Below are 15009 nucleotides of genomic sequence, written 5' to 3'. Positions count from 1 at the left end.
CGGGGCGCGGACGGCGGATCCCCATCCACCGGCCGCGCCCCATTCCCGATGCCGGACACGGAGCCGCAACCTCCGCCGACCGCCGCCGGGCGTGGAAAGCCCCCCACGGTCTTTACCTCGCCCCTCGGTACCCGAAGGTTTCGTGCCCGACGTCGTACAGCTTTTCGGTTCGCTGTGGTCTTCCGCACTGCGTTTCAAGTGTGGCCGAAACTCCGTGGTGACGGCCTGTGATTGCGTGCATACTCAGGGACCGGGACGATTGCGGATGCAACAGTGGGGGTTCCGTGCTGCGTATCCATTTCACCGGCGAGGACCTTGCGAGGGTACGGATGGCGGCAAGGCCGGACGTTTTGTGGGAGACCATTCTCAGTTTTCACCGTTTACGGGACCGGCGCGGTGCCACGGTCTACGGGGAATGGCGCACGGAAACCCGGGCCCGGTTGAATGGTGAAACACGTGTGCTGGCCGCGCTCGTGCCGCAGCGCGGCTATTTCCCTGACTTTCTGACCCCGCCCGAGGGGCTGGACGGCCTCGACGAGGGCCTCGACGCGGTGCGCACGACGCCGGTGCGGCGGCTGCGCGCCGAGCTCGCGCTGCTCGCCGCCGACCGCCCGCAGCCCGGGCTGCCGGCCAGGCTCACCGGGCTCGACGAGGGTGCGGCCGAGCCGATGGCCCGGCTCGTCGGCGCCCTGCGCAGTTACCACCGGGCCGCCGTGGAGCCGTACTGGCCCCAGATCCAGGCCGCGGTGGAGGCCGACCGGGCCGCCCGCGGCCGGGCGCTGCTCGACGGCGGCGCGGACGAACTCCTCGACTCGCTGCCGCCGATGCTGCGCTGGCGTGCCCCGGTCCTGGAGGCGGACTACCCCGTCGACCGGGACATCCATCTGGAGGGGCGCGGGCTGCTGCTGCAGCCGTCGTACTTCTGCCGCGGCACGCCGGTCGTGCGGCGGGACCCGGCGCTGCCGCCGGTGCTCGTCTATCCCGTCACGCACACGGGCGCCTCGTCGGCCACCGACGCCGAGCGCGAGCGGGTCTCGCTCGGGCGGCTCGTCGGCCACACCCGCTCGGCCGTCCTGCGGTCGATCGGCAACGGCTGTACGACGAGCGAACTCGCCCGCAGGGCAGGGGTCTCGCTGGCCTCGGCCAGCCAGCACGCCTGCGTCCTGCGCGAGGCCGGACTGGTGGTCACCCTGCGGAACGGCAACGCCGTGCTGCACACGATGACCCCGCTGGGCACCGCCCTGCTCAGGGGCGGCGCCCAGCGGGAGCCGGTGGTGCGCTCCGGTGGTGCCTACGCGCGGAACGGGCCCGTGACCTCGTAGGTGATGCCGCCGGACGAACTGCCGCTCGTGCCGCGCTGGCTGGAGAAGTAGAGCCGCTTCCCGTCCGGCGAGAAGGCCGGTCCGGTGATCTCGGAGCCGGACTGGCCGTTGATCCGCAGGAACGGGGCGACGACGTCGTCCGGGGTGATGATGCAGATCTCCATGTTGCCGCCGTCCTCGGCGACGAACAGGTCGCCGGAGGATGCGCCGGTGACGTTGTCGACACCGGTCAGCGGGGCCGAGCCGCCCGAGACCAGCGAGTCGTCGTAGGCGAGCTCGTAGGTGCCGGCGGCCAGGTTGAGCTGCCAGAGGCGGTTGTCGCCCTTGGTGGTGAACCAGACGGTGTCGTTGGCGTAGTGGCAGCCCTCGCCGCCGTTGAACTTCTTCGCCCCGGACACCTGGCTGCGGGTCGCGGTCGGCGAGCCGTCGGGGTCGGGGACGTTCGCCCAGCTGAAGCTGCCGGAGGTGGCGGATCCGGCGACCAGCACCTGGAGGGTGCCGGAGGAGAGGTCGCCCCAGGTGGTGGGGATGAAGCGGTACAGGCAGCCGTTCGTCTCGTCCTCGGTGAGGTAGACCACCCTGCGGACCGGGTCGGCGGCCGCCGCCTCGTGCTTGAAGCGGCCCATGGCGTCCCGGCGCACGGCCGCCTTCACACCCCACGGGTCGGTCTCGTAGACGTAGCCGAGGCTGACCTCCTCGCAGGACAGCCACGTGTTCCACGGGGTCTTGCCGCCCGCGCAGTTGGTGCGGGTGCCCGACAGGATCCGGTACGCACCGGTGATCGCTCCCGTCGCGCCGAACTTCACGGCGCTCGCGCCGCCGCTCGGGTTGATCTCCGAGTTGGAGACGTAGATCCAGCCGGTCCCGTCGGCGAAGCAGGCGCCGCCGTCGGGGGCGTTGTGCCAGGTGTACGAGGTGGAGCCGACCTGCTGCCCGGACCGGGCGATCACCCGGCTGGTGAACCCTGCCGGCAGCCGGATGCCGTTCGCATCGGCCGCCCCGAGCGCTCCGTACGGGCCGGGGCCGGGCTGGGCGGGAGCCGCGGATGCGGCGCCCTGCCACAGCGTGCCGCCGAAGGCGGCGGCGGACGTACCGATGACGGCTCCGCGCAGGAAACTGCGTCGTTCCACTGTCACTCACTCCATGGTGGGTCGTGACGGTCCCGCGACGCCGGGCGGCGGGCGGGGTCGCGCGCCAACGGACCCTAGGAGTACGGAATTGACACTGCTTCAACTGGCGATGAAGCGGAAACGTCGCGTGGGCCAGGGGAGCGGACCGGGTCGGGGCGCTGTCAGAGGCGGGCGCTAGCTTGTACGCATGTCGATCACCACCACGGTTCCCGCGCACCTGCTCGCCACTGTGTCCATGCCGGGCGGCGGCGCGCTGGTCAACGGCTTCGCCCTGGAGAGCCGCGCGGGCGGCGCGCACCGGGCGCTGCTCCGGTCCTGGGACGAGCTCGTCGTCCATGATCTGGACCGGCTGTGGGCGGGGGAGACGGAGCCGGTGGCTTCGTTCCCGTTCCCCTGGCAGGAGTGGGACCACGGGGTGCATTCGGTGAGCCCGGACGGCTCGTTCGCGGTGTTCTCGGGGCAGCGCGGGGTGCGGGCGGTGGGGGCGGACGGGCGGATGCTGTGGGAGTTCGGGCATTCGTGCTGGGCTCGCCATGAGCATGAGTGCGACGAGGACCGGGTCTGCGCCATGTCGGATTCCGGCTCCGTCCGTGTCTCGGACGACGGCCGGTTCGTGTGGGCGCATGTGGCCGGCGGCGAGGCGGAGGACTGGGACGAGCAGTGGGTCGTGCTCGACGCCCAGGACGGCACGGAGCTGGCTCGCACCGCCCTGGACAGCGCGGCCTCCGGTTCGAGCCATCTCACCCACCCGGACGGGGTGCACATGGGACTCGGCATCGGCATGGGTCAGGACGGCATCCTGCTGTACTGGGGGCGGTGGGACGGCAGTTCGCTGACCACCTGGGATCTGAACGAGACCCTCGACCGCATCCTCGCCGACGTGCACCCGGACCACGGCGGCTTCCTGTCGCTGGAGCACTACGGCGATGACATCACGCTCCACATGCTGGAGGGCGAGGCGCTGGCCACGGGCCGCTCGGACGTCCTGCCTCCCGTCGGCCGGGAGGAGCCGGCGGAGGGTGAGGAGCCGGACGAGGACGAGGATCCCCCGTGCTGGGACTATGCCTGCGGATTCGTGGACGCGGACACGGTCATCGCGACCACGACGGAGTACGACGAGGACCCCGACCTCGCGCGCCACTGGCTGCTCGACGTGCACAGCCTGGGGATACGCGGGCGGATCACGTACCCGGAGCCGGTCGACAGCCTGGTGCGGCCGCTCGGGGACGGGACGTGGCTGACGTACGACGACAAGCGCGGCGTGCTGTCCCGCTGGGGCACCGAGCCGCGGTAGGGGGTCCTGGTCAGCTCTCCAGCTGCTTCTTGAGCTCCGCCAGGCGTTCCTTCCAGAACGCCTTGTACGCCGCCACCGCATCCGCGTCCGGCAGCTTGGTGTGGCCCAGGCCGATCTGCGTCCTCTGCTCGCCCTTCACCGTCAGATAGACCGAGATCCGGCTGGTGCCGCCGTCCCAGTCCGCGGTCACGGACTTGCCCGGGCGGTGGGTGCGGAGGGTGAATTCGCCGTCGGGGAGCCAGCGGGCGCGCAAGGTGTCGTCGGTGAACCAGTCGGTGACGAGCTCCGCGGGCGCGTTCACCGTCTTGCTGCCCGACGCCTGCCAGTCGCCGTCGCAGGCCTGGCCGACGGCGCGCATCCCGCGCTCCTGCTCGTAGCCGACGGTGATCGACTGGGCGTACCAGCCGGGCACGCCGTGGGTGTCCACGAGGTGGCGGGCGATCGCGGTGTGGCCGTGGGCGGTGGCGCCCCAGGCGTCGAGCAGGGCGAACCAGTCGTCCCAGTCGCGGCCGGTCGCCTCGCTCAGGGCCGTACCCGACAGCTTCTCGGTGATCTTCTTGCCCGTGCTGCTCATGAACCGACGGTACCTCGTGGCCCCGGAAGTCCTTCACCCGCGAGCGATGAGTTCCAGGCGGGGTGCCGGTCTACCCTCGCGACAACCGGCACCACAGCGTGCGACGCCGAGAGACGAGAGCAGAGAACCGAGATGGCCCAGATGATCTTCGTGAACCTGCCGGTGAAGGACCTCGAGAAGTCGAAGACCTTCTGGAGCAGGCTCGGCTACTCCTTCAACCCGCAGTTCACCGACGAGACCGCCGCCTGTCTGGTGTTCAGCGACACCATCTTCGCCATGCTCCACAGCGAGCCCCACTTCAAGGAGTTCACCAAGAAGGACATCGCCGACGCCTCCGCCACCACCGAGGTGATCCTCGCGCTCGGCGTCGAGAGCCGGGAGAAGGTCGACGAGCTGGCCGACGAGGCGCTCGCGGCCGGTGGGTCGCCGGCCAACGACCCCCAGGACCACGGCTTCATGTACCTGCGCTCCTTCCAGGACCCGGACCACCACATCTGGGAGATCACCTGGATGGACCCGAAGGCCGTCGAGGGCCAGTGAGCGGTACCGGCGGCATCAGCCCTTGAGGCCGTCGTACGTCACGCCGGTGAGCTGCTCGGACGCCGCCCAGAGCTGCTCACCGGCCCTGTCGTTCAGCGTCCACGTGGCGCGCCAGGACTGTGCGGGCGTGCCCCGCCAGCCCTGGAAGCGCGGCCCTGTGAACGAGTCGGGGCGCACACCGGGCGCGGTCGCCGCGTACAGCGTCGGCAGCGCGCCCATCTCGGCGGACTGGGCGAAGAGCCGGTTGCCGAGCTCGGCGATCCGCTCGGCCGTCCGCCGGCCCTCCATCCTCGCTCCCGCGGTCTGGAGGTTGGTCGCCGCGAAGCCGGGGTGCGCGGCCGCCGAGACGACGTCCGAGCCCGCGGCCCCGAGCCGCCGCGCCAGCTCGTGCACGAACAGCAGGTTCGCCGTCTTGGAGCGGCCGTAGGCCACCCAACGGCGGTATCGGCGCTCACTGTTGAGGTCATGCATGTCGATGTTGGCGATCGCGTGCATCCCGCTGGACACGCTCACGACGCGGGCGCCCGGCGTGCTCAGCAGCTTCGGCAGCAGCCGTGCGGTGAGCGCGAAATGTCCCAGGTGGTTGACCCCGAACTGGGTTTCGAAGCCGTCGGCGGTGGTGCCGTACGGCAGCGCCATCACACCCGCGTTGTTGACGAGCAGGTCCAGCGTGTCCTGCTCGTACGACTCGGCGAACCGCCGTACGGAGGCGAGGTCGGCGAGGTCCAGCGGCCGGAACTCCGCGTCCGCGTCCGGGACCTGCTCCTTGACGAGGGCCTCGGCGTCCTTGCCGCGGGCCTCGCTGCGGCACGCGAGGAGCACCCGCGCGCCGCGCCGGGCCAGCTCGCGGGCCGTGACGAGGCCGATCCCGCTGTTGGCCCCGGTGACCACGGCGGTGCGTCCGCTCTGGTCGGGGATGTCGCGGGCCGTCCAGCCGGGCGTCCTCGAGGTCGTCGTCGGCATGCGGTGCCCTCCTACTCGTCGGCAGTCGTCGGTGCTGAGTCGGTACTGAGCGGTGGACCTGTGGGGCGGGCCTACGCCCGACCGTACGCCTGAGTAGGGTAGGGCGTCGCCCTGCGCCCGGGCCTGCGCTCACGTCCTGCCGCCGCGGCTGCGCTCACGTGCCGCTGAGCGCGGCGCGCTGATACGTCCCCGGCGTCACGCCGTAGTACCGCACGAACCAGCGGTGGAAGTGCGGCTGGTCCGGACCCGGCCCCCACCGCCGCCTCCGCCGCCGTGACCCCGCCCGCCAGCAGCTCCCGGCCCCGCCGCAGCCGCAGCAGCCGCTGGTAGTCGCTCGGCGGCATCCCGTACGCGGCGCGGAACCGCCCGGTACAGCGCGAACCTGCTCAGCCCCGCCGCGTCCGCCAGTTCCTGCGCCCGGATCTGCTCGCCGTACCGCTCCCGCAGCAGGTCGCGGGCCCGGCGCGCGGCGCGTGCACGGGCGCCGCCCGGCGCGTCGGGGGCGACGCCCCGGGACCGGCCCGGAGGCGCCGCGCCGCACCATCGCCGTCACCGCGTCCGTCAGCCGCTCGTCCCGCACCAGCGGATCCGCCCCGCCGGCCGGCGCGGAGAGCAGCCGCAGCAGGTGCCCCGCAGCCTCGGCGTGCAGCACCGGCGCCGTGAACAGGGGCATCGGCCCCCGCCGGCCGGTCGCGTCGGCCGGCACCTCGCGCACCAGCTCAGGCCCGATGTGCACCATCCGGAACCGGTACCCGAGTTCTGCCGCGGCCCGCCCGTCGTGCGGGTCGTCCGGATTGAACGCCATCAACAGCCCGGCGGCACTGGTGTGGGCCCCGCCGCGGCAGCTGAATCGCTGGGCGCCCGCCTCGGTGAAGCCGAAGGAGTACGCGTCGTGGCTGTGCCGCGCGTACACGTGCGTGGAGAAGTGCGCGTGCATGGCTTCCAGCGGCCGGTCGGGGGCACGCCAGTAGCGGGCCCAGTCGTCGTGCGCTCGGGTCGTCACGCGTCCGGTGTCCGCGGTGACACCTACATTGGAAGAGTCCGGGAGGCGAGGAGGCTGCCATGACGGGCGCGAGTCCGGCGGACCTGCCGCAGGGGGACGTACGACTGCTCCGGAGCGACATGGCCCGGCACCTGCTCGCATCCACCGAGCCGGCCCGCTTCGCCTATGTGGCGCGGGACGGGACGCCTCGCGTCATGCCGATGATGTTCCACTGGACCGGCGAGGAGCTGGTGTTCGCGACCTTCGTCGGCGCCCACAAGATCGCCTCCCTCCGGGCCCGTCCCGTCGCCGCCGTCACCATCGACACCCCTGGGCCGCCCCCCGAGGTCCTGCTCCTGCGCGGGCCGGTGGAGGTCACCGAGGTGGACGGGATCGTGCCGGAGTACGCCCTCGCGCAGCGCCGGTACTACGGCCCCGAGCAGGGCGCGCGCAACGTCGCCGAGGTCGACCGTCCGGGCGTGAGGATGGCGCGCATCGCGCTGCGGCCCACCTGGGTGGGTGTGCTCGAGTTCGTCAAGCGCCCGCCCGGCGCGACCCCGGGGCGGTGACCGTGTCGCTCTTCGTGCTGATTCCCGGTGCCGACGGCCGGGCCTGGTACTGGCACCGCGTCATCCCCGAGCTGCGGGCCCGGGGCCATGAGGCGGTCGCCGTCGACCTCCCGGCGGAGGAGTCGGCAGGGCTGGCCGAGCATGCCGACGCCGTGGTCCGGGCGATCGGGGAGCATACGGCCGCGACGGACGGCGGGACGGGCGGCGGGACGGGCGGCGGGACGGACGCCGCGACGGGAATCGTACTGGTGGCCCAGTCCTTGGCCGGCTTCACCGCGTCGCTGGTGCCCGGACGCGTGCCGGTGGATCGGCTGGTGCTGGTCAACGCCATGGTCCCGGCGCCCGGCGAGTCGGCGGGGGAGTGGTGGGCCGCCACCGGGCACGCCGACGCCCGGGCGGAGTACCTGACCCGCACCGGCCGCGACGCGGACGCCCCGTTCGACGTACGGGCGGACTTCTTCCACGACGTGCCGCCCGAGCTCACCGAAGAGGCACTCGCGGCGGGCGAATCCGGTCCGCCCGCCGCCCTGTTCACCCAGCCCTGGCCCCTGAAGCGGTGGCCCGACGTCCCCACCCTCTTCCTCCAGGGCCGCGACGACCGCTTCTTCCCGGTCGACTTCCAGCGACGTGTCGTGCGCGAACGACTCGGCCTCCCGATCGAGGAGATGCCGGGCGGCCACCTCCTTGCCCTCAGCCGCCCGGCCGAGCTCGCGGCCCGTATCGGCGCCTGAGACAGGCAAGTCCCCACCGTCGCCACCCATCTGACGCCCCATCGGCACTGGGATTTCATGCTCGCGGTCTACCCGCATAGACCCCGGTGGCGCCATGCTGTACCGGCCAACCCAGCATGCGCGGCCACCGGAGCGCCTCATCCGGGCGCTCCGTCGTGGCCGGCACCATCAGGAGGTTCTCTTGAGCAAGAGAAGTCTGGGACACAGATCCCTCGTCGCGCTCGTTCTCTCCGCGGTCACCTTCACCGGCGTCCAGGGCGCGGCCTCGGCGTCGGCCGCGCCGGCGCCGGGCGGCGCCCCCACCCCCTCCACGGTCAGCCGTATCGAGAACGAGGCGGCGCGCTCCATCGCCACCTCGCTCACCGACCCGGCTCTGCGGTCACGGATACGTACCGCCGCCCTCTCCTCCGACGAGGTGGACCCGGCAGCGCTCGCGGCGCGGACCGGCACCCTCACCGGCAAGGCGCTCGGCTCCACGCTCCGCGACGCCGACCGGCGCATCGCGGAGGCCAAGGGCCTGGACGCGACGGCCGGTTCCCTGCTGCGGGTCCGGCTGGGCGCCGACTCCATGCGTGAGGCGCTGGCCAGGGGGGCGGAGCCCCTGGTGGTCGCCGCGTCCTCGGACGACGACGGCGCGACCGTCACCGCCTACGACGCCCGCGGCCGCGCCCACACGCTCGACGCCCGCCGGGCTCCCGACCGGCCCGTGTACGTGGTGGACATCGACGAGTCGAAGGCCGTCTCGGCGGGCCTGGAGGTCCTGCGGGAGGCGTTCCGGCAGCAGAACCCGAGCGCTCCGCAGCTTCGGACGCAGCAGGCCTCGGCCGGCTGGTGGGCCACCAAGGTCGACTCCGTCCGGCTGTCGGACGACAAGGAGCCCTGGGTCAAGGGCGACGCGGAGATCTTCTCGCTGGTGACCGGGTTCGGCCTGGACGGCAAGGTCCGCGTCGACACCGTGGACATGCCCTACCTCAACACCGACGGCACCACGTACTACCCGAACCAGATCGTGGTCAACTGGTCCACCTACAAGTACAACCTCGCCGACATCGTCATGATGGAGGACGACGGCGACACCAACTACAAGGCGCTCGCCCAGGCCCTCACCGCCGCCTTGCTCACCATCGCCGACCAGGGCACGTACATCCCCCTGGTGAACGCCGTGCTCGACGCCCTGCCGGAATCCTGGTGGACCGACGACCCGGACTACGTGGAATCCTGGTACACCCTGGCCCAGGGCAGCAGCGGCCGCCTCAACGGAGCCTCGGGCAACGGCTGGATGAGCGTCTCGCCCTACTTCGTGCAGGAGTTCTGACACACGCCGCCCGACGCACCGACGGGGCGTCGCGCCGACCGGGCGGCAGGTCGCCGCACGCGGGGATCCGCGTGCGGCGCCACCTCCGTCAGTAATAGCCCTTCTCGCCGTCGAGCAGCTCCCGGATCGTGTCCAGGTGACCGGCGTGCCGGGCGGTCTCCTCGACCATGTGGATCAGCATCCAGCGCAACGACGCGGCAGCGGACGTGAAGTCCGGGTGCTTGCCCACGTCGTCCAGCGAGTGGTCCGCGATGATCTCGTTCGAGACCGCGCACTGCCGCTCGTACTCGTGCAGGAGCTGCGCCGGCGGGATGCCGTCGACCATCATGTCGGCGTCCTCGGGCTCATCGACGAACTGAGGGCTCGCGCCGGCCGGGCGGCCGAGGAAGAGGACCTCGAACCAGGCGTGTTCGACCCAGCGCAGGTGGGAGACGACGCCAGCCATCGTCATCAGAGGTGAGTCCGGCAGCACGGAACGGTGGGCGTCCTCCTCGGAGAGCCCTTCGCACTTCCAGTGGATGATCGCGCGCTGCATGTCCAGCCAGCCGACGAGCTGCGTCCGCTCGTCGGCCGTGAAGGGAGGGCGTGTGCGGGGAGGCGTCATGGACGCCGACGGTAGCCAAGGCCGTGGAAGTGCCGCACGCCATTTGCGCGGGCGTCCCACGCGGGCGTCCTACGCAGGCGTCCTACGCGGGCGTCGGCACCGTACAGCGGACCGGATAGGCCCGCACCGACACCGAGTCGTCGTCCAGGCACCGGCCCGTCTCCAGGTCGAAGCGCTGCTTGAGCAGCGGCGACGCGACGAAGACCCGGCCCGATGCGGAGCCCACCAGACCCCGGGAGAGGACCTGGGCGCCGGTGAACGGGTCGCGGTTGTCGATCGCGTACGCCTGGCCCGCGCGGTCCAGGAAGACGGCGACCTGCCGGCCGTCGGGGAGCAGCGCGGCCATCCCGCGGCCAGGGGTCAGCCGGGAGATCTCGCAGACCGTGAACCAGCCGCCGTCCACGCCGTCCAGCTCGAGTTGGATCGTCATCGCGTCAGGGTCCCTTCCAGGGTCAGAACGGTGAGGTCCGGCTTGATCTGGTCCCGCTCGGGGACGAACTTCACGGACGGGTCCGGCGCTTCGGGCGCGTTCACGAACGACACGAAGCGGCGCAGCCGGTCCGGGTCGTCCAGCGTCTCGGCCCACTCGTCGCGGTAGCCGGCCACGTGCTCGGCCATCAGCGCCTCCAGCTCGTCGCACAGCCCGAGCGAGTCGTGCACGACGACGTCCCGCAGATGATCGAGTCCGCCCTCCAGGCGCTCCAGCCACACCGAGGTGCGCTCCAGCCGGTCCGCGGTGCGGATGTAGAACATCAGGAAGCGGTCGATGAGACGGACGAGTTCGGCGTCGGACAGGTCCTGGGCGAGCAGGTCCGCATGGCGCGGTGTGGCGCCGCCGTTGCCGCCGACGTACAGGTTCCAGCCGCTCGCGGTGGCGATGACGCCGAAGTCCTTCGACTGCGCCTCCGCGCACTCGCGGGCGCAGCCCGAGACCGCCGACTTCAGCTTGTGCGGGGCGCGCAGGCCCCGGTAGCGCAGCTCCAGGTCGATGGCCATGCGGACGCTGTCCTGGACGCCGTAGCGGCACCAGGTCTGCCCCACACAGGACTTGACCGTCCGCAGCGCCTTCCCGTACGCGTGCCCCGACTCGAAACCCGCGTCGACGAGACGCGTCCAGATCGCCGGGAGCTGGTCCACGCGGGCCCCGAACATGTCGATCCGCTGGCCGCCCGTGATCTTCGTGTAGAGGCCGAAGTCCCGTGCCACCTCGCCGATCACGATCAGCTTGTCGGGGGTGATCTCCCCGCCGGGGATGCGCGGCACGATCGAGTACGAGCCGTTGCGCTGCAGGTTCGCGAGGAAGTGGTCGTTGGTGTCCTGCAGGGCGGCCTGCTCGCCCTCGAGGATGTAGCCGCCTCCGAGCGAGGCGAGGATCGAGGCGACGGTGGGCTTGCAGATCTCGCAGCCGTCGCCGCCGCGCGCCTCCTCGCGGCCGTGGGAGTCGAGCAGGGCGGCGTACGAGGCCAGGCGCAGGGTGGTGGCGATCTCGTACAGCTCGCTGCGGGTGTACGGGAAGCAGCCGCACAGGCCCTTGTCCGCGGACTGCGGCAGCAACTGGCCGATGACCTTGAGGCAACTGCCGCAGCCGGTGCCGGCCTTGGTGCACTTCTTCACCTCCGGGAGGGAGGTGTGCTCGCAGATCGCGCCCTTGGTGACGTTGTGGCAGGAGCAGATGACCGCCTCGTCGGGGAGCGCGGACGGGCCGAGTGCGACGGGCGCGCCGGCTCCGGCGGGCAGCACGAGCTGCTCGGGCGGGACCGGCGGCACGGAGCCGGTGAGCGGGCGGAGCATCCCGTAGGTGTCCGCGTCGCCGACCAGGACACCGCCGAGCAGGGTGCCCTCCGGGCTGACGACCAGCTTCTTGTAGATCCCGGAACGCGAGTCGGAGTAGACGACGTCCAGGCAGCCGTCGGCCGTGCCGTGCGCGTCGCCGAACGACGCCACGTCCACGCCGAGGAGCTTGAGCTTGGTGGACAGGTCGGCGCCCGTGAACCGGGACTCCTCGCCCACGATGGCGTCCGCCGCCGTCTTCGCCATCTCGTAGCCGGGCGCGACCAGCCCGTACACCCGGCCGTCCGCCGCGAGCGCGCACTCGCCGATCGCGTACACATCCGGGTCCGACGTGCGGCACCGCTCGTCGACGACGATGCCGCCGCGCCCGCCGACCGCGAGGCCCATGTCACGGGCGAGCTGGTCGCGGGGGCGCACACCGGCCGAGAAGACGACGAGGTCGGTGGCGAGGGACGAGCCGTCGGAGAGACTCATGCCGGTGACGACGGAGTCGGTGGTGACGATCTCCTGGGTGCCCACGCCCGTGTGCACGGTCAGGCCCATGCCCTCGATGGTGCGCAGCAGCGCGGCGCCGCCGCCGTCGTCGACCTGCACCGGCATCAGCCGGGGCGCGAACTCCACGATGTGCGTGTCAAGGCCGAGCCCCTTGAGCGCGCCCGCCGCCTCCAGCCCGAGCAGCCCTCCGCCGACGACGGCGCCGATGCGGGAGGTCTTCGCGTACTCCTCGATCGCGAGGAGGTCCTCGATCGTCCGGTACACGAAGCAGCCCTCGGCGTCCCGGCCGGGCACGGGCGGCACGAACGGGTACGAGCCGGTGGCGAGCACGAGCGTGTCGTACGTGAACGTCCGCCCGGCGCGCGAGGTGACCGTGCGGGCGGCGCGGTCGATGTGCTCGGCCGGGTCGTCGAGATGGAGCTCGATGCCGTGCCGCGCCATGAAACCGTCCTCGACGAGGGACAGTTCGTCAGGGGTGCGGCCGGTGAAGTACGAGGTGAGCTGGACCCGGTCGTACGCCGGCCGCGGCTCCTCGCACAGCACGACGATCCGCGCGCGCTGCGTGACACCCCGCTCGGCGAGGGCCTCCAGGAAGTGCTGGCCGACCATCCCGTGGCCGACGAGCACGATCGTGGGGGTGGTCATCTCAGAGTCCTCCATCGGTGGTGAGCAGGTGGAGCAGCGGTGCGTCCGGAAGGGGGTCGTCGCCCTCCCAGGCCCGGGCGAGCTCGCCGACACTGGCGAGGTCCCCGAGCAGTACGCCGCCGACGAGGCGATCCCCGCGGACGACGACCTTGCGGTACGCGCCCCGTGTGGCGTCGGCCAGTTGCACGACGTCGTCGCCGGGCCGCGGCGACGGGTCCCCGAAGGCGGCGACGTCGAAGCTGCCGGCGCCGGAGAGGGTGAGGCGGGTGAGGGCGCGGGTGCCGGTGTAGCGGGGGGCCTGCGCGGTGCCGGACGCGAGTTCGGAGGCCAGGAGGCCGGCGAGCGCGTCCGCCTGTTCCATCGCCGCGGTGGCCAGGCCGTACACCGTGCCCGCGTGTTCGGCGCAGTCGCCGATGGCGTGGATGTACGGGTCCGACGTGCGCAGCAGGTCGTCGACGACGATCCCCTGGCGGACCTCCAGGCCCGCGTCGGCGGCGAGCCCCGCGCGCGGGCGGACCCCGCACGCCAGGACCACGCACTCCGCGTCGAGGACGAACCCGTCGGCCAGTTCCACGCCGCGGACGCGCGTCCCGTCGCTCTGCAGCCCCCGGGCGCGGCACTCCGTGTGGACCTCCACGCCCAGGTCCTCCAGATGGCGCCGGACCAGTGCGCCCGCCGCCGGGTCGAGGTGACGGTCCATCAGGGCGGTGCCCTGGTGGGCCAGGACCACGTCCGCGCCGCGCTCCGCCAGGGCCCGGGCCGCCGAGACCCCGAGCAGGCCGCCGCCGACGACCACGGCACGGGTGCCGGGGCGGGCCTCGGCCGCGAGGGCCAGACAGTCGTCGAGGGTGCGGAACGGGTGGACGCCGTCCGGGAGCCGCCCGCCGACGCCGCGCAGGGGCGGCAGCACCGGGTTCGAACCGGTGGCCAGGACGAGCCGGTCGTATGCCGCCGACGTGCCGTCCGCGCAGTGCACCACCCGCTGCGCCCGGTCGATCGAGGCGGCCCGCACCCCGCGCCGCACCTCGCCCCCGCCGCTCACGGGCGGCAGGGCGATCACCTCGGGCGCGTACCGCCCGGCGAGGACCTCGGCGAGCAGCACCCGGTTGTACGGGGCGTGCGGCTCGTCGCCGAGCAGCGTGACGTCGCACGCCGGGGTCTGGGCCAGTCGGCGTGCCAGCCGCGTGCCCGCCATCCCGGCGCCGATCACCACGATCCTCGAATCCATGTACGCAGCCTGTGGCGTGGGTGTTACCTGATGGCATCCTGGTTGTTTCCCGTGCGGAACGCTGCCCTCAGCGCGCGGCCGGCCCCTGTGTGAGGGGTGCACACGTCCGCCTGGCCCAACCCGTGACCAGGCCTTCCTCAAGGCCGCCTCAAGGATCGCTCGTACGCCGTTGACCAGCCCTTTTCCCTCTCCGGCGGCTCTACGTCGGCCTGGTGACGATCGAGGCCGCCGAACACCACCACCACCGCCCCACCACCGCCCTGCCGCTGACGCTGCCGCCGGTGCGGATCCCGCCCCGGGCACTCCGGCACGGCCTCGCGGCCGGCGCCGGCGGAGTCGTCCTGCTCCGGGCCGTACAGGTCGAGCCGGCCGCCCGCCTCGACGCGCTCTTCGCGACCGGCGCACACCTCAGCGGACTGCTCGCCGGGTACGGGATCCTCGTCATGCTGCTCCTCATGGCGCGGGTGCCCGTGATCGAGCACGGCGTCGGCGCCGACCGGCTCGCCCGCCTGCATGCGCGCGGCGGTCGGCACGTCCTGTGCCTCTGCCTCTGCCTCGGGCACGCCCTGCTCGCCCTGTGCGGATACGCCGCCCACACCGGCACCGACCTGCTCGCCGCCACCGTGGAACTCCTCGGCTACGGCGGCATCGCGGCCGCCACGGCCGGCACCCGCGCTGCTCGTCGCCGGCGGGGCCGTCTCGGCCCGGGCCGTACGCTGCCGGATACGGCGCCCACACCGGCACCGACCTGCTCGCCGCCACCGTGGAACTCCTCGGCTACGGCGGCATCGCGGCCGCCACGGCCGGCACCCGCGCTGCTCGTCGC

14 protein-coding genes and 1 pseudogene are annotated in these 15009 nt (G+C 72.5%); 7 read left to right on the top strand and 8 right to left on the bottom strand.

Going from position 1 to position 15009, the window contains the following annotated elements; genetic code table 11:
* The first annotated feature begins 284 nt into the window (after window positions 1–284).
* Window positions 285–1322, top strand: coding sequence for an ArsR/SmtB family transcription factor (locus ACWCP0_RS21520; protein ID WP_451080407.1), 1038 nt, complete (start codon window positions 285–287; stop codon window positions 1320–1322).
* Here the strand turns inward: ACWCP0_RS21520 and ACWCP0_RS21515 are convergent.
* Entirely contained in the window at window positions 1292–2452 is a 1161-nt protein-coding gene (locus tag ACWCP0_RS21515) for a PhoX family protein (RefSeq protein WP_451080406.1), read from the bottom strand. The genes ACWCP0_RS21520 and ACWCP0_RS21515 overlap by 31 nt on opposite strands.
* 187 nt (window positions 2453–2639) lie before the next feature.
* Between ACWCP0_RS21515 and ACWCP0_RS21510 the strand changes: the two genes are divergently transcribed.
* On the top strand, window positions 2640–3746 hold the full coding sequence (locus ACWCP0_RS21510; RefSeq protein ID WP_451080405.1) for a hypothetical protein: 1107 nt from the start codon (window positions 2640–2642) through the stop codon (window positions 3744–3746).
* 10 nt (window positions 3747–3756) lie between these two features.
* Here ACWCP0_RS21510 and ACWCP0_RS21505 read toward each other — a convergent pair whose 3' ends face one another.
* Window positions 3757–4320, bottom strand: coding sequence for a hypothetical protein (locus tag ACWCP0_RS21505; RefSeq protein ID WP_451080404.1), 564 nt, complete (start codon window positions 4318–4320; stop codon window positions 3757–3759).
* Between the two features lie 132 nt (window positions 4321–4452).
* Here ACWCP0_RS21505 and ACWCP0_RS21500 point away from each other — a divergent pair, with 132 nt between their 5' ends.
* Window positions 4453–4860, top strand: a complete 408-nt coding sequence (locus ACWCP0_RS21500; protein ID WP_451080403.1) for a VOC family protein — start codon at window positions 4453–4455, stop codon at window positions 4858–4860.
* A gap of 15 nt (window positions 4861–4875) precedes the next feature.
* On the opposite strand, the gene ACWCP0_RS21495 is transcribed toward ACWCP0_RS21500, so the two are convergent.
* Together ACWCP0_RS21495 and ACWCP0_RS21490 are read right to left on the bottom strand one after the other, a co-directional pair.
* On the bottom strand, window positions 4876–5823 hold the full coding sequence (locus ACWCP0_RS21495) for an oxidoreductase (protein ID WP_451080402.1): 948 nt from the start codon (window positions 5821–5823) through the stop codon (window positions 4876–4878).
* A 154-nt stretch (window positions 5824–5977) separates the two neighbouring features.
* Complete coding sequence (locus ACWCP0_RS21490) at window positions 5978–6826, bottom strand: AraC family ligand binding domain-containing protein (RefSeq protein WP_451080401.1); 849 nt, start codon at window positions 6824–6826, stop codon at window positions 5978–5980.
* Window positions 6827–6885: 59 nt separating this feature from the next.
* Between ACWCP0_RS21490 and ACWCP0_RS21485 the strand changes: the two genes are divergently transcribed.
* The 3 genes from ACWCP0_RS21485 to ACWCP0_RS21475 all read left to right on the top strand — a co-directional run bounded on the left by ACWCP0_RS21485 (window position 6886) and on the right by ACWCP0_RS21475 (window position 9420).
* Window positions 6886–7374 carry a pyridoxamine 5'-phosphate oxidase family protein gene (locus ACWCP0_RS21485; RefSeq protein ID WP_451080400.1) on the top strand — a complete coding sequence of 163 codons (489 nt, stop codon included), beginning with the start codon at window positions 6886–6888 and terminating at the stop codon, window positions 7372–7374.
* Window positions 7371–8105 carry an alpha/beta fold hydrolase gene (locus ACWCP0_RS21480; RefSeq protein WP_451080399.1) on the top strand — a complete coding sequence of 245 codons (735 nt, stop codon included), beginning with the start codon at window positions 7371–7373 and terminating at the stop codon, window positions 8103–8105. The genes ACWCP0_RS21485 and ACWCP0_RS21480 overlap by 4 nt, the downstream gene beginning before the upstream one ends.
* A gap of 181 nt (window positions 8106–8286) precedes the next feature.
* Window positions 8287–9420: a DUF3103 family protein gene (locus ACWCP0_RS21475; RefSeq protein ID WP_451080398.1), complete on the top strand. Its 1134-nt coding sequence runs from the start codon at window positions 8287–8289 to the stop codon at window positions 9418–9420.
* 88 nt (window positions 9421–9508) lie between these two features.
* Here the strand turns inward: ACWCP0_RS21475 and ACWCP0_RS21470 are convergent, their stop codons facing one another.
* The 4 genes from ACWCP0_RS21470 to ACWCP0_RS21455 form a co-directional block, all read right to left on the bottom strand.
* Window positions 9509–10024 (bottom strand): DinB family protein, encoded by a 516-nt coding sequence (locus ACWCP0_RS21470; protein ID WP_451080397.1) that lies wholly within the window; start codon window positions 10022–10024, stop codon window positions 9509–9511.
* An 82-nt stretch (window positions 10025–10106) separates the two neighbouring features.
* On the bottom strand, window positions 10107–10454 hold the full coding sequence (nirD, locus tag ACWCP0_RS21465; RefSeq protein WP_451080396.1) for a nitrite reductase small subunit NirD: 348 nt from the start codon (window positions 10452–10454) through the stop codon (window positions 10107–10109).
* Window positions 10451–12955 (bottom strand): nitrite reductase large subunit NirB, encoded by a 2505-nt coding sequence (nirB, locus tag ACWCP0_RS21460; protein WP_451080395.1) that lies wholly within the window; start codon window positions 12953–12955, stop codon window positions 10451–10453. Before nirB ends, nirD begins: the two co-directional genes overlap by 4 nt.
* A 1-nt stretch (window position 12956) precedes the next feature.
* Complete coding sequence (locus tag ACWCP0_RS21455) at window positions 12957–14183, bottom strand: NAD(P)/FAD-dependent oxidoreductase (RefSeq protein ID WP_451080394.1); 1227 nt, start codon at window positions 14181–14183, stop codon at window positions 12957–12959.
* A 212-nt stretch (window positions 14184–14395) separates the two neighbouring features.
* Between ACWCP0_RS21455 and ACWCP0_RS21450 the strand changes: the two are divergent.
* Window positions 14396–15009 (top strand): annotated as a pseudogene (locus tag ACWCP0_RS21450) (hypothetical protein); the annotation flags it as partial.

The organism is Streptomyces sp. NPDC001970 (genome assembly GCF_053594115.1).
The sequence above is the reverse complement of the archived record's forward strand: the minus strand, read 5'-3'. Positions and strand labels throughout refer to the sequence as shown.